Below are 22,053 nucleotides of genomic sequence, written 5' to 3'. Positions count from 1 at the left end.
GCCTGCCCTAGCGCCCCTCTTGTGATTGCGCCCGAATGGGCGCCCCGGGGGCTGTCTTGCCTGTCGGACCCGGCCGGCGGGAGGTCTGCGGCGCCTCACATCTTCTCGGCCGGGGTCACGCCCAGAATACCAAGACCGTTGGAAATGACAATCGCCACGGACCGAATCAGGGCCAATTTCCCGCGGGTTGCCGCCGGGTCGTCTTCCTGCAGGAAGCGCAGGGAGGGGTCGGCGTTGCCCTTGTTCCACAGCGCGTGGAATTCCGAGGCGAGGTCGTAGAGGTAGAAGGCGATGCGGTGCGGCTCGTGCGCCTCGGCCGCGCCCTCGACCATCCGGGGCCAGTGGGCCAGCCGCGCGACCAGCGCCAGTTCCGACGGATCGGCGATGGCGGCAAGGTCCTCGGGCCCGCCGGGGAAATGCCCGGCCTCGGCCGCGCGGCGCAGCACCGACTGGATGCGGGCGTGGGCGTATTGCACGTAGAAGACCGGGTTGTCCTTGGACTGCTCGCGCACTTTGTCCACGTCGAAATCGAGCGGCGCGTCGTTCTTGCGGGTCAGCATGACGAAGCGGGTCACGTCGGGGCCGACCATGTCGACCACGTCGCGCAGCGTGACGAAGGTGCCCGCGCGCTTGGACATCTTCAGCTCCTGGTCGCCGCGCCGCAGCTTCACCAGCTGCATCAGATTGATGTCGAGCGGCACGCGGTTGCCCGAGAGCGCCGCGACGGCCGCCTTCATGCGCTTGACGTAGCCGCCGTGGTCGGCGCCGAAGATGTCGATCAGCTCGTCGAAGCCTCTGGAAATCTTGTCGTAATGATAGGCGATGTCGGGGGCGAAATAGGTCCAGCTGCCGTCCGACTTCATCACCGGGCGATCGACGTCGTCGCCGTAGCCGGTGGACTTGAACAGGGTCTGGCTGCGCGGCTCCCAGTCCTCGGGGGTCTTGCCCTTGGGCGGCTCCAGCACGCCCTCGTAGATCAGGCCCTTGCCGCGCAGGTCGTCGAGCGCCGCCTCGATCCGGCCGGTGCCGTAGAGGGATTTCTCGGAATAGAAGACGTCCATCTTCACGCCCAGCGCCGCCAGGTCCTCGCGGATCAGCTCCATCATCCGGTCGGTGGCGAAGTCGCGGATCTCGGCCAGCCAGGTCTCCTCGGGCTGCCCGACATAGGCGTCGCCCACCTCGGCGGCCAGCGCTTCGCCGACCTCGATCAGGTAGTCGCCGGGATAGGTGCCGTCCTCGAAGGCGACGGTCTGGCCGTGGGCCTCGAGGTAGCGGAGGTAGACGGACCGGGCCAGCACCTCGACCTGCGCGCCGCCGTCGTTGATGTAGTATTCCCGCGTCACGTCATGGCCGGTGAAGGCCAGCAGGCTGGCCAGCGCGTCGCCGAACACCGCGCCGCGCGTGTGGCCCACGTGCAACGGGCCGGTGGGGTTGGCCGAGACGTATTCGACGTTGACCCGCCGCCCCTGCCCCATGCCCGACCGGCCATAGGCGTCGCCCGCGGCCAGGATCGCGGCGACCACGCCGCGCCAGGCGTCGGGCGTCAGCCGCAGGTTCAGGAAGCCGGGGCCCGCCACCTCGGCGCCGGCGATGCGGGGGTCGGCCATCAGCCTGCCGGCCAGCGCCTCGGCGATGTCGCGCGGCTTCATGCCCGCGGGCTTGGCCAGCACCATCGCGGCGTTGGTCGCCATGTCGCCATGGGCCGGGTCGCGCGGCGGCTCCACCGCGACGGCGGCGGTGTCGAGGCCGGCGGGCAGCGCGCCCTCGGCGGCGAGCGCGTCGAGCGCGGACAGGACGGCGGCGTGGATTTCGGCGAACAGCGTCATCTTCAGGTCCTCGGGAACGATCCCGAGCCTCCTACCACGGTGGCGGCAGAGGTCAATCAGCCCTCAGGCCCAGACCCCGCGCGCCGTCACCGTGCGCCCGAACAGCCGCGCGTGGGTCTGCAGCGCGAAGCGGTCGGTCATGCCCGAGATGTAGTCGCAGACGATGCGGGCGAGCTCCGTCTCGTCGCCCGCGACGGCCTCCACGTCCTTGCGCCACTGTTTCGGCAGCTCGTCGGGGTGGGCCATGAAATGCGGGAACAGCTCGCGCACCACGGCGGTGACCTCGGCCCGCATCTCGACCACGGCGGGGGCGCGGTACATGCGGTGGAACAGGAACTCTCGGATCACCTTGAGATCGGCGAACAAGGGCGCCGAGAAGCGGATGATCGGCCGGCCCGCGCCGCGGATGTCGGCGGGGTTGCGGGGGTCGAGGGCGGCCAGCTCGGCATGGGCGTAGGCGATCACGTCCTCGACCAGCACCCCGAAGAAGCGGCGCAGCGCCTCGTGCCGGCGGCGGTAGTAGTTGAGGCCGGGGTAGAGGCGGTCGACCTCGGCGAAGCAGCCGTCGAGGATCGGCAGCCCGGCCAGCTCGTCGGTCGAGAACAGCTCGGCCCGGAGACCGTCGTGCAGGTCGTGGTGGTTGTAGGCGATGTCGTCGGCGATGGCGGCGACCTGCGCCTCGGCGCCGGCGTGGGTGGCCAGTTCCAGGTCGTGGCGGTGGCAGTAGCCGGCCAGCGCCCAGGGGATCGGCGGCGCCACGGGACCGTTGTGTTTCGCAATGCCTTCAAGGGTTTCCCAGGTCAGGTTCAACCCGTCGAACTCGGCGTAGTGGCGTTCGAGGTGGGTGACGATACGGATCGCCTGCGCGTTGTGGTCGAAGCCGCCATGGGGCGCCATCAGCGCCTGCAGCGCGTCCTCGCCGGTGTGGCCGAAGGGCGGGTGGCCGAGGTCATGGGCCAGCGCCACCGCCTCGGTCAGATCCTCGTCGAGACCCAGCGCGCGCGCCATGGTGCGGGCGACCTGCGCCACCTCGAGGCTGTGGGTCAGGCGGGTGCGGAAATAGTCGCCCTCGTGCTCCACGAAGACCTGCGTCTTGTGCTTGAGGCGGCGGAAGGCCGAGGAATGGATGATCCGGTCGCGGTCGCGCTGGAAGGGCGAACGGAATGTGCTCTCCTCCTCGGGGACGAGGCGGCCGCGGCTACGCGTCGGATCGCAGGCATGGGGGGCGCGCATCGGGCCAGCCTTTCAACACCGGGTTCGGGCGCCTTATAGGTCGGAAAGATCAGCGAATACAGGGGGGCAAACCCGGCCCATCACGGGGCCGGCGCGGCGGGCGGCGGCACGCCCCATTGAGGCGGCGGCGCAGGGTCCATATATTCCCCCGCAGGAGTTGCCGGAGCCTCGCCATGACCCTGACCCTGACCGTGCCCCCGAAAGTGACCGACCGCGCCTTTGCCCGGCTGGCCGAGATCAACGCGGCCATGGGCGAGACCAAGGCGCTGCGCGTCGCGGTCGAGGGCGGCGGCTGCTCGGGGTTCCAGTACGAGATCAAGCTCGACGAGCCCGCGGCGGACGACCTCGTTCTGGAGAGCCAGGGGCAGAAGGTGGTGGTCGACGCGGTGTCCCTGCCCTTCCTCGCCGACGCGGTGATCGACTTCACCGAGGAACTGATCGGCGCCCGCTTCACGATCGAGAACCCCAACGCCACGTCCTCCTGCGGCTGCGGCACGTCGTTTTCGATGTAGCCTCAGGCGGCCCGCGCCAGGGCGGGCGACTGCAGCAGCGCCGCCTCGTGCCGGCGCAGGATCCGGCGCGCGGGCGTCAGCATCGCGGTGCGGCCGGCCATCCCGGGAAAGAGCGCCGCCATCTCGTCGCCGAGTTCGGTGCCCTCGCGGCACAGGTAGGCGCCGGGCAGGAAGCTTTCGGTCGCCAGCCCCTCGGCCCGCAGGATCTCGTGCGCGTCGAGCAGGATGTGGAGATAGGTGACCGCGGTGCAGGGGGCCGGGCGGATCAGGGCGCCGTCGACCAGCATGTGCGCCGCGCAGAGCACCGACGCCTCGCCGAAATACAGCTCGGCCCGCCAGTCATCGACCAGGACGCGGTGCTGCGGCGACAGGCAGAGCGCGCCGTGATCGCCCAGCGCCCCCGCGGCGAAGCGGATCGGGGCGAAGGCGCCGCGCCCCGTGACCCGGCGCCGGCCGATCCAGCGGATCGGCCGAGGGCCATGGTCCAGCGTCTCGACCAGGTCGCCGACGCGCAGATCCTCGACCCGCGCGAGCCCGCCCGGCACGGCGATCCGCGTGCCGAGGGTGAAGCAGGGCGGCCCGAGGTTGCCGACCGGGAACTGCGTGCTGGCGGTGACGAAGGTCACCCGCGTCGCGGTGCCGCCATCGGTCAGCACCGACCCGTCGGAGGGCGTGAAATAGCGCCCGCCGTCATCGGTGTAGAAGGTCACCCCGGTGATGCGGACGCCGTTGATGGTGACGGTGTCGCCGACCCAGACGGCGTTGACGTTGCTGCCGTTGATGGTGTCGCCCGAGTTGGGCCGGATGAACCCGTCGCCGTTGGCGTCGTTGATCGTCATGGTCACGACGGAGATCGTCGTGGGCAGCGGGGGCGGCACACCGGGGTCGAAATTGCCCGCGATGGTCTGGTCGGTGTAGATCGGCATACGGCAGTCTTGCCCTTCAATCGTTGACCGAGCCCTAACGGCGGGATCGGCCCCGATTGCGGAAAGACCCGGGCAGCTTTATGGAATTGACCGGCAAGGACGGCCGCCGCCGCGGCCCGCCCCTCCCTGACCCCGAAAGGCGGGACCGCCCATGAAGATCGCGACGTTCAACATCAACGGCATCAAGGCGCGGATCGCGGCGCTGTCGGACTGGCTGGCCGAGGCGCGGCCGGACGTGGCGCTGTTGCAGGAGATCAAGTCGGTCGACGAGGGTTTCCCGCGCGAGCATTTCGAGGACATGGGCTACCGGGTCGAGACCCACGGCCAGAAGGGGTTCAACGGCGTCGCGATCCTGTCGCGGCTGCCGCTGGAGGACGTGGCCCGCGGCCTGCCCGGCGACGACAGCGACGAACAGGCGCGCTGGATCGAGGCGACGGTGATCGGCGACGCGGGCGCGGTGCGGGTCTGCGGCCTCTACCTGCCCAACGGCAACCCGGTGCCGGGGCCCAAGTTCGACTACAAGCTGGCGTGGATGGCGCGGATGGAGGCCCATGCCCGCGCCCTGCTGGCGACCGAGATGCCGGTGGTGCTAGCCGGCGACTACAACGTGATTCCCCAGGACGAGGATGCCGCCCGCCCCGAGGCGTGGCGCGACGACGCGCTGGCCCGGCCCGAAAGCCGCGCCGCCTTTCGCCGGATCCTGAACCTCGGCTTCACCGAGGCGATCCGCGCGCGCACGCAGGCCCCCGGCCTCTACAGCTTCTGGGACTACCAGGCCGGCGCCTGGGAGCGGAACAACGGCATCCGCATCGACCACCTGCTGCTCAGCCCGCAGGCCGCCGACCTGATGCAGGACGCGGGGATCGAGGCGGCCGTGCGCGGGCGCGACAAGCCCTCGGACCACGTGCCCGTCTGGGTGGATCTGGCCGCCTAAGGGCCGCGCCCGCCCCGTTTTTTACCGTTTGGTCTGATTGTGACAAACGGTCTTGCGCGATCTTTCTGCCCGCGTAACATGCCCGTCACAAACGAGCGCTAAGCGCCACGCAGAGGGGGGCATCCTCTCCCCTTTGCACTCCAACAGCACTGACGCCGGACATCCCGGCCGGAGGAGAGACAGAATGGATATCCGCAAACTCGCGGCGCTCGGCGCCGTCAGCACCCTTGCCCTGGGCACCGCCGCCGCGGCGCAGACGCAGATCGACTGGTGGCACGCCATGGGTGGCGAGCTGGGCGAGAAGACCGAGGCGCTGGCCACCGCCTTCAACGCGACCCAGTCCGAGTTCGTCGTGGTGCCGAGCTACCGCGGCTCCTATACCGAGACGATGACCGCCGCGATCGCCGCCTTCCGCGCCGGCGAGCAGCCCGACATCGTGCAGGTGTTCGAGGTCGGCACCGGCACCATGATGGCCGCCGAGGGCGCCATCGTCCCGGTCTACCAGCTGATGGCCGACGCGGGCGTCGCCTTCGACCCCTCCGCCTTCCTGCCGGCCGTGGTCGGCTACTACACCGACCCGCAGGGCAACATGCTGTCGATGCCCTTCAACTCGTCGACGCCGATCCTCTACTACAACCGCAACGTCTTCGAGGCCGCCGGGCTCGACCCGGACACCCCGCCCGCGACCTGGGCCGAGGTCGAGGCGTTCTCGCGCCAGATCATGGAATCGGGCGCGGCCGAGTGCGGCTTCACCACCGGCTGGGTCAGCTGGGTGCAGCTCGAGAACTTCTCGGCCTGGCACAACCAGCAGATCGGCACGATGGAGAACGGCTTTGCCGGCATGGAGACCGAGCTGACGGTCAACGGCCCGGTGCAGGTGCGCCACTGGGAGAACCTGGCGCGCTGGCAGGAAGAGGGCGTGTTCCAGTACGGCGGCCCCGGCGGCGGCAACGATGCGCCCCCGCTGTTCTATGCCCAGACCTGCGCCATGTACATGAACTCGTCCGCCTCGCGCGCGGGCGTGCTGGCCAACACCCCCGACTTCGAGGTCGGCTACGGGATGCTGCCCTACTACGACGACGTCGAGGGCGCGCCGCAGAACTCGATCATCGGCGGCGCCACCCTGTGGGTGCTGTCGGGCGGCAGCGACGAGGAGCAGCGCGGCGTGGCCGAGTTCTTCCGCTTCCTGTCCTCGCCCGAGGTGCAGGCCCAGTGGCACCAGGACACCGGCTACCTGCCGATCACCCAGGCCGCCTATGACCTGTCGACCGAGCAGGGCTACTACGCCGCCAACCCCGGCGCCGACATCTCGATCCAGCAGATCACGCTGAACGAGCCGACGCCGAACTCCAAGGGCCTGCGCTTCGGCAACTACGTGCAGATCCGCGGCATCATCGACGAGGAGTTCCAGCGCCTGCTCGCCGGCGACGTGGACGCCCAGGGCGCGCTCGACGCCGTGGTGGCGCGCGGCAACGCGCTGATCCGCGACTTCGAGGCCGCCAACAACTGATCCCCTCGTGATCCCGTGGCCCGCGCCCCCGACCCGGGCGGCGCGGGCCCGCTTTCTGCGGAGACGGCATGCAGACCAAGCGCACGATCTTCGGCAACAAGGGGCTGCCCTACCTGCTGCTGGCCCCGCAGCTTGCCATCACCGCGGTGTTCTTCCTGTGGCCGGCCGGGCAGGCCGTCTACCAGTCCTTCCTGCGCGAGGACGCCTTCGGGCTGTCGACCACCTTCGTGGGGATGCGCAACTACGAGGCGCTGTTCAACAGCTCGGAATACCTGAATTCGCTGCAGGTCACGGTGGTGTTCTCCATCGCCACGGTCATCGCCTCGCTCGGCATCGCGCTCCTGTTGGCGCTGGCCGTCGACCGGATGATCCGCAGCGCCGCGCCCTACACCACGCTGCTGGTCTGGCCCTACGCGGTGGCGCCCGCGGTCGCCGGCATCCTGTGGTGGTTCATCTTCAACCCCGCCATCGGCATCCTGCCCTACGCGCTGGAGATGACGTTGGGCTATGACTGGAACCACAACCTGAACGGCAACGACGCCATGATCCTCGTCGTCGTCGCCTCGGTGTGGAAGCAGATCAGCTACAACTTTCTGTTCTTCGTGGCGGGGCTGCAGTCGATCCCGGCCTCCCTGCGCGAGGCCGCCGCCATCGACGGCGCGGGCCCGGTCAAGCGGTTCTGGACCATCACCCTGCCGCTCCTGTCGCCCACGACCTTCTTCCTGCTCGTCGTGAACGTGGTCTACACGCTGTTCGACACCTTCGCCGTGATCCACGCGACCACCTCGGGCGGGCCGGCGCAGGCGACCAACACGCTCGTCTACAAGGTGTTCGACGACGGCTTCATCGGGCTCAACCTCGGCTCCTCGGCGGCGCAGTCGGTCGTCCTGATGTGCCTCGTGATGCTCCTGACCTTCGTGCAGTTCCGCTACGTGGAACGCCGGGTCACCTACTGAGGGGGGCGGAGACATGGTCGAAAACCAGCGCTGGCTCGACATCCTGGCCCATGCCGTGCTGATCTGCGGCGTGGCGCTCGTGGCCTTCCCGGTCTACGTCGCCTTCATCGCGTCGACGCACGAGCCCTCGGCCTTCGCCACCGGCACCATCCCGCTCCTGCCGGGCGACAACATCGCCACCAGCTACACCGGGGTCATGGCCGGCGGCATCTCCTCGCAGATGTCGGTGCCGATCAGCCTGATGCTGTTCAACTCGATGGTGATGGCGCTGCTGATCGCGGTGGGCAAGATCGTGATCTCGATCGTCTCGGCCTTCGCCATCGTCTATTTCCGCTTTCCGTTCCGGGTGCTGGCCTTCTGGCTGATCTTCATCACCCTGATGCTGCCGGTCGAGGTGCGGATCCTGCCGACCTACGAGGTGATCGCCGATCTGGGAATGCTGAACAGCTACACAGGCCTTACCGTGCCGCTGATGGCGTCGGCCACGGCCACCTTCCTGTTCCGGCAGGTGTTCCTGACCATCCCCGACGAGATGATGGAGGCCGCCCGGATCGACGGCGCCGGCCCGATGAAGTTCTTCCGCGACATCCTGTTGCCGATGTCGCAGACCAACATCGCGGCGCTGTTCGTGATCCTCTTCATCTACGGCTGGAACCAGTATCTCTGGCCGATCCTCGTGACGACGGACGACAGCTTCTACACCATCGTCGCGGGCATCAAGCGCATGGCCGACGTCGTCGACAGCGAACCGAACTGGAACTACATCATGGCGGTCACCGTGCTCGCCATGCTGCCGCCCGTCGCGGTGGTGATCCTGATGCAGCGGCTCTTCGTGAAGGGCCTCGTGGACAGCGAGAAATAACGCATGGCCGAGTTGAAACTTCGCAACGTGGGCAAGACCTACGCAGGCGGCGTGACCGCCGTCACAGGCGCCTCCGTCGACATCGCGGACGGGGAATTCATCGTGCTGGTGGGCCCCTCGGGCTGCGGCAAGTCGACGATCCTGCGCATGATCGCGGGGCTGGAGACGATCACCGAGGGCGAGGTCGAGATCGCCGGCCGCGTGGTGAACCGGCTGGAGCCCGCCGAGCGCGACATCGCCATGGTGTTCCAGAACTACGCGCTCTACCCGCACATGTCGGTGCGGCGGAACATGGAATACGGGCTCAGGAACCGCGGCACCCCGCGCCCCGAGATCGACCGGCGCATCGCGGCGGCCGCCGAGACGCTGCAGATCACCCAGTACCTCGACCGCAAGCCGCGGCAGCTGTCGGGCGGCCAGCGCCAGCGCGTCGCCATGGGCCGCGCCATCGTGCGGGAACCTGCCGTGTTCCTGTTCGACGAGCCGCTGTCGAACCTCGACGCCAAGCTGCGCACGCAGCTGCGGGCGGAACTCAAGGACCTGCACGCGCGGCTCAAGGCGACCTTCGTCTTCGTGACCCATGACCAGGTCGAGGCGATGAGCCTGGCCGACCGCATCGTCATCATGTCCGAGGGCCGGATCGAGCAGATCGGCACGCCGATGGACCTGTACCAGCGCCCGGCCAGCCGCTTCGTGGCGGAATTCATCGGCGCGCCGCCGATGAACGTCTACGAGGCGGGCACGGCGGGCGGCGCGGCGGTGGCGACGCTGGGCGGCGGGCTCCGGCCCGGGGCGGCGGCGCTGGGGGTGCGGCCCGAGGCGCTGCGCATCTCGCGCGAGGGGCCCGAGGCCCGCGTGGTGCTGGTCGAGGCGCTGGGGGCCGAGACGCTGGTGCACCTGGCGATCGGCCCGGACCGGATGATCCTGCGCGACGGGCACGGCACGCAGATCCGCGAGGGGCAGACGCTGCGCCTCGGCGCGGACCCCGAGGCGGTGCTGTTCTTCGACGCCGAGGGGCGGGCGATGGAGCGCGGCAGCCGCCCGGCGCTGAGCGTGGTGGACTGACGGGGGCGTTTTGCTGCAGCAAAACGCGGCGGAAAACTGCAGTTTTCCCGTGCGAAAAACTGCGGTTTTTCGCCCCCTTTACTCCGCCGCCTGGCGCTCGGGTTCCGGCGCGGGCGCCTGCGTCAGCGCCACCCAGGCGTCGAACTGCGCGAGGAACACGCGGCCCGTCAGGTCGTGCAGGAAATGCGACCGCTGCAGCCGGTCCATCACCGGGCCCTTCACCTCGGACAGGTGCAGCGTGATGCCCATGTCCTTGAGCCGCAGGTTCAGCGCCTCGAGCGCCTCGAGCGCCGAGAAGTCGATCACGTTCACCGCCGAGCACATCAGCACGACGTGTTTCACCGCCTTGTCGCCTGCGACGCGGTTCAGGACGTAATCCTCCAGGAACCGGGCGTTCGGGAAATACAGGCTCTCGTCGATGCGGATGGTCAGGACGGCCGGGTCGGTGTCGACCGCGTGGCGGTGGATGTTGCGGAAATGCTGGGTGCCGGGGACGAGGCCCACCTCGGCCACGTGCGGCTTGGACGTCTTGTAGAGGTGCAGGAGGATCGACAGGAGCACCCCGGCGGTCACGCCCGTCTCCACCCCCATGCCCAGCGTCAGCAGGATGGTGGCGGCGACGGCGGCGAAATCGGCCTTGGAATAGCCCCAGCTGGTCTTGAGGATCGAGAAGTCGACGAGGCTCAGGACCGCCACGATGATGGTGGCCGCCAGCGTTGCCTTGGGCAGGAAGAAGATCAGCGGCGTCAGCGCCAGCGCCGCGATGGCGAGGCCGACGGCGGTGTAGGCGCCGGCCGCCGGCGTCTCGGCGCCCGCGTCGAAGTTGACGACCGACCGGGCAAAGCCGCCCGTCACCGGGTAGCCGCCGGTGAAGCCCGCGCCGAGGTTGGCGGCGCCCAGCCCGATCAGCTCCTGGTCGGGGTCGATGCGCTGGCGCTTCTTGGCGGCCAGCGTCTGGGCGACCGAGACGGATTCCACGAAGCCGATCACCGAGATCAGCAGCGCGGGCACGAACAGCGCCGAGACCAGGTCCGCCGACAGGTCGGGCATCGTCAGCGGCGGCAGCGACTGCGGCACCGCGCCCACGATGGCGACGCCCTGCTCGGCCAGCCCGAAGGCCCAGACGATCAGCGTGGTGACGACCACCGCGCCCACCGGCCCCGCCTTCTGCGCGATGTCGGCCAGGCGCGGCCGCACGCCCATCCGCAGCAGGAGCGGCTTAAGCCCCTTGCGCACCCAGAACAGGAAGCCCAGCGCCCCCAAGCCCAGCGCTATGGTGACCGGGTCGGCGTCGTTCATGTTCTCGTTGAGGGTATAGAGCACCTCGGGCAGCGTGTGGCCGTGCGCGTCGATGCCGAGGATGTAGCGGACCTGGGAGGCCGCGATCAGGATGCCGGACGCGGTGATGAAGCCCGCGATGACCGGGTGGCTGAGGAAATTGGCCAGGAACCCCAGCTTCAGCAGCCCCATCGCCAGCAGGATGCCCCCCGACAGCACCGCCAGCGTCAGCGCGGCCACCGCGTAGCCCGCCGTTCCCTGCTCGGCCACCTGCCCGATCGCCGCCGCCGTCATCAGCGACACCACCGCCACCGGCCCCACGGCCAGCGCGCGGGAGGTGCCGAAGATCGCGTAGAGCACGATGGGCAGGATCGAGGCGTAAAGCCCCGCCTCGGGCGGAAGCCCCGCCAGGAGCGCGTAGGCCAGCGACTGCGGGATCAGCATGATCGTCACGATCACCGCCGCCAGCAGGTCGTTCTGGAACGCGTCGCGGGTGTAGCTGCGGCCCCAGTCGAGGACGGGAACGTAGCGTTTCGCGAGGGCGAGGATGTCGGTGCGGGTCATGCCGGTCGTCTTTCTTGTGCTCGGGCGGCCCCGGTCGCGGGGCCGCCGCCTCGGTGTCGTGTCAGCGGGCGGTGACCTTCTCGGGCTTCACCATCCACTCCTTCCCGCGCAGCATCGCCTTCCAGTAGAAGGGCGGCAGCACGGTCTCCTTCAGGAACCACGCCGCGCGGGTCGGCTTGGTGCCGTCGATCAGCCAGCGCGGGAAGGACGGCAGCAGCGTGCCGCCATAGCCGAACTCGGCCAGCACGATCTTGCCCTTCTCCACCGTCAGCGGGCAGGAGCCGTAGCCGTTGTAGATCGCGGTGGGGGACCGCCCGTCGATGTCGTCGGCCACGTTCTCGGCCACGATGGGCGCCTGCATCCGGGCCGCCGCGGCGGTCTTGGCGTTCGGCGCGTTCATCACGTCGCCGAGCGACCAGATGTTCTCGTAGGTCTTGTGGCGCAGCGTCGCCTGGTCCACGTCGACCCAGCCCGCGGCGTCGGCCAGCGGCGAGACCCGGATGAAGTCGGGCGCGGTCTGGGGCGGCACGACATGGATCATGTCGAACTCCACCTCGACGGTGCGGGCCTCCTTCTCGGGCTCCTTCACCTCGAACCACGCCTTTTTCGCAGGCCCGTCGATGGCCTTGAGATTGTGGAAGAAATTCAGCTCGGCCTTGTAGCGGTTCATGTAGGACTGCAGCGCCGGGACATAATCCTTGACCCCGAACAGCACGCCGCCCGCGTTCATGAACTGGATGTCGATCCGGTCGAGCACGCCCGTGCGGAACCAGTGGTCGCCCGAGAGATACAGCGCCTTCTGCGGGGCGCCGGCGCACTTGATCGGCATCGGCGGCTGGGTGAACACGGCGCGGCCCTGTTTCATCCCCTTGACCAGTTCCCAGGTGTAGGGGGCGAGGTCGTAGCGGTAGTTCGAGGTCACGCCGTTCTGGCCCAGCGTGTCGACCAGACCCTCGACCTTGTGCCAGTCGAGCTTCAGCCCCGGCGCGACGATCAGGCGGCGGTATTTCACCACGCGGCAGCCGTCGAGGATGACGGCGTTGTCCTTGGGCTCGAAGGCCGCGACGGCGGACTTGATCCAGTGAACGCCCGCGGGGATCAGGCTGCCCATGGTCTTGGCGGTGGTCGCGGCGTCGAACACGCCGCCGCCCACCATGGTCCAGCCGGGCTGGTAGTAATGGATGTCGGCGGGGTCGATGATCGCCATCTCCAGCCCCGGCTTGCGCGCGCGGAGCGAGGCCGCCACCGCGATGCCCGCGGCGCCGCCGCCCACGATCACCACGTCGAACTGCGCGTCGGCGCGGTCGGTGGGCGTCTTGCCGCCGTTGGCGATGCGGCGCACCACGCCGCCCATGTCGTAGCCCGCCGCCTTGGTCGCGGCGAGGATGTCGGCCACCGGCTTGTCCTTGGCCACGGCCAGCGACCACAGCGTCGCCGACCGCGTGCCGGTGCGGCAGTAGGCCAGCACCGGGCCGGGCAGTTCCGTCAGGAGGCGGCCGAAGGCGGCGGCGTCCTCGTCCATGACCTTGCCCGCCGTGATCGGCAGGTAGCGCGCCTCGAGGCCGAGGGCCTTCGCGGCGGTCTCGATCTCCTCGAAGTTGGGCTGGTCCATGCCCTCGCCGTCGGGGCGGTTGCAGATGATCGCGCGAAAGCCGTGGTCCTTGGCCGTCCGCAGGTCGTCGGCGGTTATCTGGGGGCTGACCGACAGGCCAACCGTGATCGTCCGGGCATCCATGGCGGTGCCTCCTCCTCAAGGGGCCCCTCGCCCCCGGGTTGCGTGGGGCGGGCGCGTCCTGCGCCCGCCCGCCTGGCAGGGATCAGAGCGCGTTGACCGGCACCTTGAGCATCGGGCGGCCATCGCGGTCCTTCGGCACCTCGCCCGCGCGCATGTTCACCTGCAGCGAGGGGATGATGAGCCGCGGCATGTCGAGCTGCGCGTCGCGCTCGGTGCGGAACTTGACGAATTCCTCCTTCGTCTTTCCGCCGCCGACGTGGATGTTGTGCGCCTTCTCGTCGCCGACCGTGGTCTCCCACTGGATGTCGCGGCCGTTCGGGCCGTAGTCGTGGCACATGAACAGGCGCATCTCGTCGGGCAGGGCCAGCACCTTCTGGATCGAGTCATACAGCGTGCCCGCGTCCCCGCCGGGGAAGTCGGCCCGCGCCGAGCCGCCATCGGGCATGAACAGCGTGTCGCCGACGAAGGCCGCGTCGCCCATCACATGGGTCATGCAGGCCGGCGTGTGGCCCGGCGTGTACATCGCCACCGCGCGCATCCCGCCGATCTCGTAGCTGTCGCCGTCATCGAACAGCGCGTCGAACTGCGAGCCGTCGCGCTGGAACTCGGTGCCCTCGTTGAACACCTTGCCGAAGGTGTCCTGCACCACGGTGATGTTGCGGCCGATGCCGATCTTGCCGCCCAGCTTGTCCTGGATGTAGGGCGCGGCCGACAGGTGGTCGGCGTGGACGTGGGTCTCGATCAGCCACTCGACCTTGAGGCCCTTGTCCTGGACATAGGCGATGATGGCGTCGGCGCTTTCGTAGGTGATGCGGCCGGCGGCGTAGTCGATGTCCATCACGCTGTCGACGATGGCACAGCTGTTGGAGTTGGGGTCCTTCACGACGTAGGAGATCGTGTTGGTCGCGGGGTCGAAGAAGGGCTCGACCTCGGGGTGGACGTTCATGTTCACGGGATAGTCGGTCATTTACAGGGTCCTCCGGGGTTCTCAGGAAGCCGCCTGCGCCTTGGGGCGCGACAGCGATTGCAGGTATTTCGCAGCGAAGATGCCGCCGAGCATGGCGATCACGAACAGGATCACCTCGGTCCGGCCGGTGCCGAGCGCGGGCAGCGCGCCGCCCGGGCAGAAGCCCGCGATGCCCCAGCCGACGCCGAAGACGGCGGACCCGCCGATGAGGCGCGCGTCGAGGTTGCGGGCGGTGGGCAGCATGAACTTGCCCTCGAAGATCGGCCGGCCGCGCAGGAACACGAGGCGATAGCCGATGGCCGCCACGATCAGCGCGCCGCCCATCACGAAGGCGAGGCTGGGATCCCAGCTGCCGGCCACGTCGAAGAAGTTGATGACCTTGGCGGGGTTGGCCATGCCCGACACGACGATGCCGGTGCCGAAGACCACGCCGATGAGGTAGATCAGGATCAGGTGCATCGCATTACCCTCCGATGACGTGGCGGACGACGAAGACGGTGACGGCGGTCGTGGCCATGAAGGTCAGCGTCGCCGCGATGGACCGCGGCGACAGCCGCGCCATGCCGCAGACGCCGTGGCCCGAGGTGCAGCCCGACCCGTAGGTCACGCCGACGCCGACGATAAAGCCGCCGACCAGCAGCATGGGCGTGGAGACCGGGACGGTGATCTCGGGCATGCCGCCCGTGACCAGCCAGAACACGGCCGGGCCAGTGACCATGCCCGCCAGCAGCGCCACGCGCCAGCTCAGGTCGTAGACCGAGGCCGGGGCGAAGATGCCGGCCAGAACGCCGGTCGCGCCCATGATGCGGCCCGCGACGAGCATCAGCAGCACCGCCGCCAGCCCGATCAGGGCGCCGCCGCCCAGCGATTGCCAGGGTGTGAACGCGGTTTCGATCATGCCTTTCCCCCCGATGCGAATCGCATCTGATTCCGAATGATTTCAGCCATTTGTGCTGACTCCTTGCCTGTTCGCAGGGTCAGATATACCGGCGCGGGCCGGCCCGGTCTGTGATTAGGTCACACAGCAGGATCGGACGGCGCGGCGCGGCCGGCCTTGATGCAGGTCAACCGTTGGCGGCGATCAGCTTTCGGCCAGCCCGCGCAGCCCGTCGCAGTCGAGGATCTCGATGGCGCCGCGCGACTGGGCGATCCAGCCGCGGCGCTGGAACTCGGCCAGCTGGCGCGAGATCACCTCGCGCGCGGTGCCCAGTTCCGCGGCGAGCTGGGCGTGGGTGGCCTTGAGCACGCCGGTGTCCGCGCGCTCGATGATCTTCTGCGCAAGGCGGATGTCCATGCGGCGGAAGGCGATGTCCTCGATCACGTGGAACAGGTCGGTGATCCGCCGCGAATAGGCGCGGAACACGAAGTTGCGGAATTCCTTGGACGACGCGATCAGGTCGTCGAACACCGCCCGCGGGATCGCCGCGGCCTCGATGTCGGTCTCGGCCACGCCCTCGGCGGCGTAATCCTCGTAGGCCAGCATGCAGGCCGTGGTCAGCACGCAGCTTTCGCCCGCCGTGACGCGGTAGAGCACCACCTCGCGCCCGTTCTCGGCCAGCTGCTGCACCCGCACCGTGCCGTGCAGCAGCAGCAGCAGGTTGTCCGGCGACTTGCCCGGCCCGAAGATCACCGTGCCCGCCGGCACCCGGATCACCTGGCTGCGCGCGGTCAGCAGGTCGCGGACCCGCGGCTCGAGACGGCTCAGCCCCTCGAACCGCTCGATCCAGTCCCCTTGCTTGGCGGTGGCGGTCATGGGTGTCTCCCCCGGGATCAATCGCTGCGCAGTCTGCACCTATATGGGGCGGAGACAAGATGCATCCCCCGGCCGGCTTCCCGCCTTGCGGGAATTGCCCTTGCGGGCATCCCGCCGGGGTTGTTCCGTGGACCGGACGGTCGGCCCTCGGCTGGACAAGCGGGAAAACCTATCCATACTCGGCCGCCGGAACGCCAACACCAAGAACAGGGAGTCTTTCAATGACCATGCGTTTTGCCGCCTTCGGGGCGGCGCTTCTGGCCACGACCGCGCTGACGACCGCGGCCGCCTCGGCCGAAACCATCCGCTGGGCGCGCGCCGCCGAGGCGCTGACGCTCGACCCGCACGCCCAGAACGAGGGCCCGACCACCACGCTGATGCACCAGATCTACGAGCCGCTGATCGTGCGCAACCACGCCGGCGAGATGGAGCCGGCGCTGGCGCTGAGCTGGGAGCCCTCGGCCGACGACCCGAACGTCTGGGTGTTCCAGCTGCGCGAGGGCGTGACCTTCCACGGCGGCGAGACCTTCGACGCGGAGGACGTGGTGTTCTCGCTCAACCGCGCCCAGTCCGAGACGTCGAACTTCAAGGAACTGCTGACCGGCGTGACCGAGGTGCGGGCCGCGGGCCCCTACACCGTCGAGATCGTGACCGACGGGCCGAACCCGCTGCTGCCCAACAACCTGACCAACATCATGATCATGGATGCGGGCTGGGCCGCGGCGAACGGCGCCGAGGAGGCGCAGGACTACGCCGCCGGCGAGGACACCTACGCCGCGCGCAACACCAACGGCACCGGCCCCTACGTGCTGCAGAGCCGCGAGGCCGACGTGCGCACGGTGATGACGCTGAACGAGACCTACTGGGGCATCGGCACCTTCCCGATGGACGTGACCGAGATCATCTTCACCCCGATCCAGAACCCCGCGACCCGCGTCGCAGCGCTGCTGACGGGCGAGGTCGATTTCATCCAGGACGTGCCGGTGCAGGATCTTGCCCGCGTGGCCGAGGCCGACGGCATCGGGCTGGCCACCGCGCCGCAGAACCGGGTGATCTTCTTCGGCATGAACGTCGGCGACGCCGACCTGACGCTGGACAGTGTCGAGGGGGCGAACCCGCTGGCCGACCTGCGCGTGCGCCAGGCGATCGACATCGCGATCAACCGCGAGGCCATCCAGCAGGTCGTGATGCGCGGCCAGTCGGCGCCCGCCGGCGTGATCTCGCCCCCGCCGGTGAACGGCTGGACGGCCGAGCTCGACGCCTACCCGGCCTATGACGTCGAGGCCGCCCGCGCCCTGATGGCCGAGGCGGGCTACGCCGACGGCTTCTCGATCCAGCTCGACTGCCCGAACGACCGCTACGTCAACGACGAGGCGATCTGCCAGGCCGCCGTCGGCATGCTGGCGCAGATCGGGATCACGGCGAACCTGTCGGCCCTGCCCCGCGCCCAGCACTTCCCGCTGATCGCGAACCTGGAAACCGACTTCTACCTGCTCGGCTGGGGCGTGCCGACCTATGACGCCGAGTACATCTTCAACTTCCTCTACCACTCGCGCACCGAGGGCCGGGGGTCGTGGAACGGCACCCGCTACCTCAACCCCGAGATGGACGCGATGATCGAGTCGCTGACCTCGAACACCGACCTCGCGGCCCGCAACCAGACCATCGCCGAGCTGTTCGCGATGGCCGAGGAAGAGCTGATCTACATCCCGATCCACAACCAGGTGCTGAACTGGGGCATCTCGGATGCCTGGACCACGCTGGTGGACGCCGACGACTCGGTCAGGTTCAAGTATTTCGAGATGAACTGACCGGTCCGGCATGACCGACAGGGGCCGCCCCGGGCAACCGGGGCGGCCTTTTCTTGTCACCCCTCTGGCGCGGGCGCGGGCGGCGCCCCAGATTCCCGGCATGGACAGGCTCATGGCCCTCTGGCGGGGCGATCTTTCCCTCGGCGAGGCGTTCTGGACCTGGGCGGTGCTGGGCGCGCTCGTGGTCAACGTCACGACCAGCGTGGCGTTCCTCGCCCTCGTCTCGGCCGACCGGCCCTGGCTGGCGCTGGCGGCGGGCTATGCCCTGTCGGTGCCCTACAACCTTGTGGTGCTGGTGGGGGTCTGGCGCGCGGCGGCGCGGGACGAGGGGCCGGCGCTCTGGGCCGACCTCGCGCGGGTGGCCAGCCTTGTCCTCTTCGCCGTCCTGAGCCTGACATGACCGCGCCCGCCCCCGACATGGCCCCAAGGGCCCGGCGCGCGCAGGTCGAGGCCTTCGTCGCCCGGCACTTCCGCTGGCCGGGCAGCCTGCGCCTGCACCGCGCGGCGCTGGGGCGCGACATCCTGCGGGCGCCGGTGAACGTGGTGCTGTCGCCCGTCCTCGTGCTGACCCGCCTCGCGGCGCTGGTGGCCCGGCTGACCGGCGCCCGCCGCGCGGCGGCCTGGCTCGGGGGGCGCCGGCTCCTGCTGCGCACCGCGGTCGCGGCGCGCGTCGAGGCCGCGGTGCTGGAGGACCTGCTCGAGGTGCCCCTGCCCGACGGTCCGCCGGCCGACGCCGCCGCCCTGTCGCGCGCGATCCTGTCGGCACCGGCCTACGCCGAGGCGCTGCGCCGCCAGGGCAGCCCCGAGGGCGCCGCGGCCATGGCCGACCGCATCGCCGGGGCGCTGGCCGACTACACGGCCACGCGCTCGGCGGTGGCCGAGATCACCACGGCGCTTCTGGCGGTGGCGGTCGGTGCGGCGCTGTTCCAGACGCTCACGCCCGGCATGGTCTCGATGGCGCCCGGCGTCGCCGAGGCGGTGGCCCGGCACACCGCCATCGCCGATTTCCCGCTGGGCGACCGGCTGGGGCGGCTGTGGTACGGGGTGATCCCGGTCGGCCCCTCGCCGGGCCTTGTCGCGGCGACGCTGGCGGGGCTCCTTGCCACGGGCGCGGTGGTGGCGGCCTTCGCGGGCGCGCTGGCCGACCCGGTGCTGGCGCGGCTGGGCGTGCACCGGCGCCGGCTCCTGCGGCTCATCGCGCGGGTCGAGGCCGAGACCCGGGGCCGGCCGGGCGCACCGGGGCTTGCCGGCGAGCACCTGCTCGCGCGCGGCTTCGACCTGTGGGACGCGACCCTGTCGATCCTGCGCCTGTTCCGCGGCTGACGCGGGCCTAGAAGCGCAGCGTCTCGACCTGCGCGCGCAGGATCGTGGCCGAGGCCAGGAGCGCCCCGGTCTCGGCATCGTCGAGTTCGGGCCAGAGCGTCGCCGTGACCCCCTCGCGCCCCACCAGCCGGGGCAGCGACAGGGCGACGGGCCCGACGCCCAGCACCTCGGGCTCGACCGTCGATACCGACAGCACCGCCTGCTCGTCGCCCCGGATCGCCGCCACGATCCGCGCCAGCCCCGCCCCGATCCCGTGCCAGGTGGCGCCCTTGCCCGCGATGATGGTGTAGGCCGCGCGGCGCACGCCCTCGTCGATGCGCTCGCGCACGGCGGCGGTCAGCGGCGCGCCGACCTGCGCGGCGAAGCTTGCCAGCGGGACGGACCCCGCCCGCGCGTTGGACCAGGCCAGCACCTCGCTGTCGCCGTGCTCGCCCAGCACATAGGCGTGGACCGAGCCCGGCGAGATGCCGAGGTGCCGGCCGACCAGCCAGCGGAACCGCGCGGTGTCGAGGATGGTGCCCGACCCGATCACGCGCCCCGGCGGCAGGCCCGACAGCGCCTGCGCCACCTGCCCCATGATGTCGACCGGGTTGGTGGCGACCAGCAGGATCGCGCCCGGGCAGGCGGCCATCACCGCGCCGACCACCTCGCGGAACACCGCCGCGTTGCGTTCCAGCAGCGCCAGCCGCGTCTCGCCCCGCTTCTGCGACACCCCGCAGGCGAGGATGACCACCCCCGCCCCGTCCAGATCGTCGAAATCGCCCGCCCGCACCACGGCGGGGGCGGCGAAGGGCACGGCATGGGCGATGTCCTCGGCCTCGGCCCGGGCCCGGGCCGCGTCGCGGTCGACCAGCACCAGCTCGGTCGCGATGCCCTTGAGGATCAGCGCGAAGCCCGCCGCCGACCCGACCATGCCCGCGCCCACGATCCCGACCTTCATCGCGCACCCATTACAAGACTCACCGTCGTGACGAGATGGGAGCACAAGTTTCGCGGCGGAGCCAGCGTGTGCTGAGGCCTTGACGCCGCATCGGGGGCGTCGTCACTGTCGCACCCCAAGGGAGGACGGACATGGCGGCACAGACACCCCGGCGCAGCCTGCCGCGGCGCGTCGCGGCGCGGGCGGTCGGCCATGTGCTGGTGTTCGTCGCGCGCTTCATCACCGCGGTGCGCGCAGACTGGCGCGGGGTGGAGCCGGTGGCCCGGCAGCGGGTCTACTACGCCAACCATGTCTCGAACGCCGACATGCCGATGATCTGGGCCTGCCTGCCCGCCCATATCCGCCGCCGCACCCGGCCCGTGGCCGCCGCCGACTACTGGCTCAAGACGCCGCTGCGCGCCTTCGTCGGGCCCGAGGTGTTCAACTGCGTGCTGGTGGACCGCCGCCGCGAGGAACGCACCGAGGACCCGATGGAGGCGATCCTGGCCGCGCTCGACGAGGGATCGAGCCTGATCATCTTTCCCGAGGGCAACCGCAACATGGGCGACGAGCCGTTGCTGCCGTTCCGGGCGGGGCTCTACAACATCGGCAAGGCCCGGCCCGACGTCGACCTGGTGCCGGCCTGGATCGCCAACCTCAACGAGATCATGCCCAAGGGCGAGGTCATCCCCCTGCCCCTGATCTGCACCGTGACCTTCGGCGCGCCGGTGCGGGTGGCCGAGGGCGAGAACCGGGGCAATTTCCTGGCCCGCGCCGCCGCCGCGCTGGTGGCGCTGCGCCCCGAGCCGCCGGACACCGCGCCATGACCAGCCAGACGACGCTCGACATCCTGCTGCTGTCCTTCGGGGTGATCGGCCTTTTGACCGCGCTGACGCTGCTTGGCGAGTTCCTGCGCGCCCGCCAGCCCGAGGGCCGCGCCGACCCGGTGGTCGAGACCTTCATGACCCGCGTCCATTCGTGGTGGGCGATGGTGATCCTGTTGTCGCTGGCGGTGCTGACGGGCGAGGTGGCGGTGCTGCTGCTGTTCGCCTTCGCCAGCTTCGCGGCGCTGCGCGAGTTCCTGACCTACGCCTACAAGCGCCGGGCCGACCACCTGTCGCTGGCGCTGGCGGCCTTCGTGATCCTGCCGCTGCAATACGTCTTCGTCGGGCTGGGGTGGACGGGCCTGCTGGCCGTGTTCATCCCGGTCTACGCCTTCCTGCTCCTGCCGATCGTCTCGGCGCTGCGCGGCGACCCGCAGCGGTTCCTGGTGCGCGTGGCCGAGATGCAGTGGGGGCTGATGATCTGCGTGTTCTGCGTCAGCCACGTGCCCGCGCTCCTGACCTACGAGGTGGGCGACGGGGCCGAGGACCGGTCGGTGCTGCTGATCGTGTTCCTGGCCATGGTGGTGCAGTTCGGCGAGTTCTTCGACTACTACGCCGGCCGCCGCTTCGGCCGCCGCAAGCTGGCGCCGGCGGTGTCGCCCAAGACGCTGGAGGGGGTGCTGACGGGCATCGCCGCGGCGGCGCTGATCGGGGCGGGCCTGAGCTGGATCACGCCCTTCGGCCTGGCCGGCGCGGCGGCGATGGCGGCGATGGCGGCGGCGGCGGGGATGTTCGGCAGCCTCGTCTTCGCCGCGATCAAGCGCGACAAGTGCGTCAAGGACTGGTCGCACCTGATCCCCGGCCAGGGCGGGTTCCTCGACCAGCTGGCCGGCGTGATCTTTGCCGCGCCGCTGTTCTACCACGTCACCCTGCTGGTTTGGGGGTGAGGACCGATCCGGCCCCCCAGGGGCCGGTGGAGGCTCCAGTGGAGCCTCCAAGGTCCGAACGGGCGGAGCCCCGGGAGACAGGACCGGTCCGCCCCCCCCCGGGGCCGG

Annotated in this window: 21 protein-coding genes; 11 read left to right on the top strand and 10 right to left on the bottom strand. The window is 70.0% G+C overall.

Going from position 1 to position 22,053, the window contains the following annotated elements; translation table 11 throughout:
* Positions 1-95: 95 nt before the first annotated feature.
* Positions 96-1,826 (bottom strand): arginine--tRNA ligase, encoded by a 1,731-nt coding sequence (gene argS, locus HCU73_RS09520; protein WP_168623169.1) that lies wholly within the window; start codon positions 1,824-1,826, stop codon positions 96-98.
* Between the two features lie 63 nt (positions 1,827-1,889).
* Complete coding sequence (locus tag HCU73_RS09515; RefSeq protein WP_168623168.1) at positions 1,890-3,059, bottom strand: deoxyguanosinetriphosphate triphosphohydrolase; 1,170 nt, start codon at positions 3,057-3,059, stop codon at positions 1,890-1,892.
* A gap of 185 nt (positions 3,060-3,244) precedes the next feature.
* Here HCU73_RS09515 and HCU73_RS09510 point away from each other — a divergent pair, with 185 nt between their 5' ends.
* Positions 3,245-3,571 carry a HesB/IscA family protein gene (locus HCU73_RS09510; RefSeq protein WP_168623280.1) on the top strand — a complete coding sequence of 109 codons (327 nt, stop codon included), beginning with the start codon at positions 3,245-3,247 and terminating at the stop codon, positions 3,569-3,571.
* 2 nt (positions 3,572-3,573) lie between these two features.
* Here the strand turns inward: HCU73_RS09510 and HCU73_RS09505 are convergent, their stop codons facing one another.
* Entirely contained in the window at positions 3,574-4,497 is a 924-nt protein-coding gene (locus tag HCU73_RS09505; protein ID WP_168623167.1) for a Hint domain-containing protein, read from the bottom strand.
* 151 nt (positions 4,498-4,648) lie between these two features.
* On the opposite strand from HCU73_RS09505, the gene xth reads away from it, so the two are divergent.
* The 5 genes from xth to ugpC all read left to right on the top strand — a co-directional run bounded on the left by xth (position 4,649) and on the right by ugpC (position 9,824).
* Complete coding sequence (gene xth / locus HCU73_RS09500) at positions 4,649-5,431, top strand: exodeoxyribonuclease III (protein WP_168623166.1); 783 nt, start codon at positions 4,649-4,651, stop codon at positions 5,429-5,431.
* 184 nt (positions 5,432-5,615) lie between these two features.
* The gene (ugpB, locus tag HCU73_RS09495) at positions 5,616-6,941 is read left to right on the top strand and encodes a sn-glycerol-3-phosphate ABC transporter substrate-binding protein UgpB (protein ID WP_168623165.1); all 1,326 of its coding nucleotides are present in this window, start codon (positions 5,616-5,618) and stop codon (positions 6,939-6,941) included.
* A 68-nt stretch (positions 6,942-7,009) separates the two neighbouring features.
* Positions 7,010-7,897, top strand: a complete 888-nt coding sequence (ugpA, locus tag HCU73_RS09490) for a sn-glycerol-3-phosphate ABC transporter permease UgpA (RefSeq protein ID WP_168623164.1) — start codon at positions 7,010-7,012, stop codon at positions 7,895-7,897.
* Positions 7,898-7,910: 13 nt separating this feature from the next.
* Positions 7,911-8,759: a sn-glycerol-3-phosphate ABC transporter permease UgpE gene (gene ugpE, locus HCU73_RS09485; RefSeq protein WP_168623163.1), complete on the top strand. Its 849-nt coding sequence runs from the start codon at positions 7,911-7,913 to the stop codon at positions 8,757-8,759.
* A 3-nt stretch (positions 8,760-8,762) separates the two neighbouring features.
* Positions 8,763-9,824, top strand: coding sequence for a sn-glycerol-3-phosphate ABC transporter ATP-binding protein UgpC (gene ugpC, locus HCU73_RS09480; RefSeq protein ID WP_168623162.1), 1,062 nt, complete (start codon positions 8,763-8,765; stop codon positions 9,822-9,824).
* Positions 9,825-9,902: 78 nt separating this feature from the next.
* On the opposite strand, the gene HCU73_RS09475 is transcribed toward ugpC, so the two are convergent.
* The 6 genes from HCU73_RS09475 to HCU73_RS09450 form a co-directional block, all read right to left on the bottom strand.
* The gene (locus HCU73_RS09475) at positions 9,903-11,666 is read right to left on the bottom strand and encodes a SulP family inorganic anion transporter (protein ID WP_168623161.1); all 1,764 of its coding nucleotides are present in this window, start codon (positions 11,664-11,666) and stop codon (positions 9,903-9,905) included.
* A 61-nt stretch (positions 11,667-11,727) separates the two neighbouring features.
* Positions 11,728-13,401, bottom strand: a complete 1,674-nt coding sequence (locus HCU73_RS09470) for a bifunctional protein tyrosine phosphatase family protein/NAD(P)/FAD-dependent oxidoreductase (RefSeq protein WP_168623160.1) — start codon at positions 13,399-13,401, stop codon at positions 11,728-11,730.
* An 82-nt stretch (positions 13,402-13,483) separates the two neighbouring features.
* Positions 13,484-14,368 carry an MBL fold metallo-hydrolase gene (locus HCU73_RS09465; protein ID WP_168623159.1) on the bottom strand — a complete coding sequence of 295 codons (885 nt, stop codon included), beginning with the start codon at positions 14,366-14,368 and terminating at the stop codon, positions 13,484-13,486.
* A gap of 21 nt (positions 14,369-14,389) precedes the next feature.
* Positions 14,390-14,827: a DUF6691 family protein gene (locus HCU73_RS09460; RefSeq protein WP_168623158.1), complete on the bottom strand. Its 438-nt coding sequence runs from the start codon at positions 14,825-14,827 to the stop codon at positions 14,390-14,392.
* A 4-nt stretch (positions 14,828-14,831) separates the two neighbouring features.
* A complete protein-coding gene (locus HCU73_RS09455; RefSeq protein ID WP_168623157.1) occupies positions 14,832-15,266 on the bottom strand; it encodes a YeeE/YedE family protein in 435 nt (144 codons plus the stop codon).
* Between the two features lie 183 nt (positions 15,267-15,449).
* Positions 15,450-16,121, bottom strand: a complete 672-nt coding sequence (locus HCU73_RS09450; protein ID WP_168623156.1) for a Crp/Fnr family transcriptional regulator — start codon at positions 16,119-16,121, stop codon at positions 15,450-15,452.
* 221 nt (positions 16,122-16,342) lie between these two features.
* On the opposite strand from HCU73_RS09450, the gene HCU73_RS09445 reads away from it, so the two are divergent.
* From HCU73_RS09445 to HCU73_RS09435, 3 genes are all read left to right on the top strand, one after another.
* On the top strand, positions 16,343-17,932 hold the full coding sequence (locus tag HCU73_RS09445; RefSeq protein WP_168623155.1) for an ABC transporter substrate-binding protein: 1,590 nt from the start codon (positions 16,343-16,345) through the stop codon (positions 17,930-17,932).
* A 100-nt stretch (positions 17,933-18,032) separates the two neighbouring features.
* The gene (locus tag HCU73_RS09440) at positions 18,033-18,332 is read left to right on the top strand and encodes a hypothetical protein (RefSeq protein ID WP_168623154.1); all 300 of its coding nucleotides are present in this window, start codon (positions 18,033-18,035) and stop codon (positions 18,330-18,332) included.
* Positions 18,329-19,255 carry a DUF6635 family protein gene (locus HCU73_RS09435; RefSeq protein ID WP_168623153.1) on the top strand — a complete coding sequence of 309 codons (927 nt, stop codon included), beginning with the start codon at positions 18,329-18,331 and terminating at the stop codon, positions 19,253-19,255. Before HCU73_RS09440 ends, HCU73_RS09435 begins: the two co-directional genes overlap by 4 nt.
* A 7-nt stretch (positions 19,256-19,262) precedes the next feature.
* Here HCU73_RS09435 and HCU73_RS09430 read toward each other — a convergent pair whose 3' ends face one another.
* Positions 19,263-20,195 (bottom strand): L-lactate dehydrogenase, encoded by a 933-nt coding sequence (locus HCU73_RS09430; RefSeq protein WP_168623152.1) that lies wholly within the window; start codon positions 20,193-20,195, stop codon positions 19,263-19,265.
* A gap of 131 nt (positions 20,196-20,326) precedes the next feature.
* Here HCU73_RS09430 and HCU73_RS09425 point away from each other — a divergent pair, with 131 nt between their 5' ends.
* Together HCU73_RS09425 and HCU73_RS09420 are read left to right on the top strand one after the other, a co-directional pair.
* Entirely contained in the window at positions 20,327-21,001 is a 675-nt protein-coding gene (locus HCU73_RS09425) for a lysophospholipid acyltransferase family protein (protein WP_168623151.1), read from the top strand.
* On the top strand, positions 20,998-21,945 hold the full coding sequence (locus tag HCU73_RS09420; protein WP_168623150.1) for a phosphatidate cytidylyltransferase: 948 nt from the start codon (positions 20,998-21,000) through the stop codon (positions 21,943-21,945). Before HCU73_RS09425 ends, HCU73_RS09420 begins: the two co-directional genes overlap by 4 nt.
* Positions 21,946-22,053 lie beyond the last annotated feature (108 nt).

Origin of the sequence: Roseicyclus persicicus (assembly GCF_012395815.1) — a bacterium.
GTDB classification, from domain to species: Bacteria; Pseudomonadota; Alphaproteobacteria; order Rhodobacterales; family Rhodobacteraceae; genus Roseicyclus; species Roseicyclus persicicus.
This window is presented reverse-complemented; position numbering and strand designations above follow the sequence as displayed.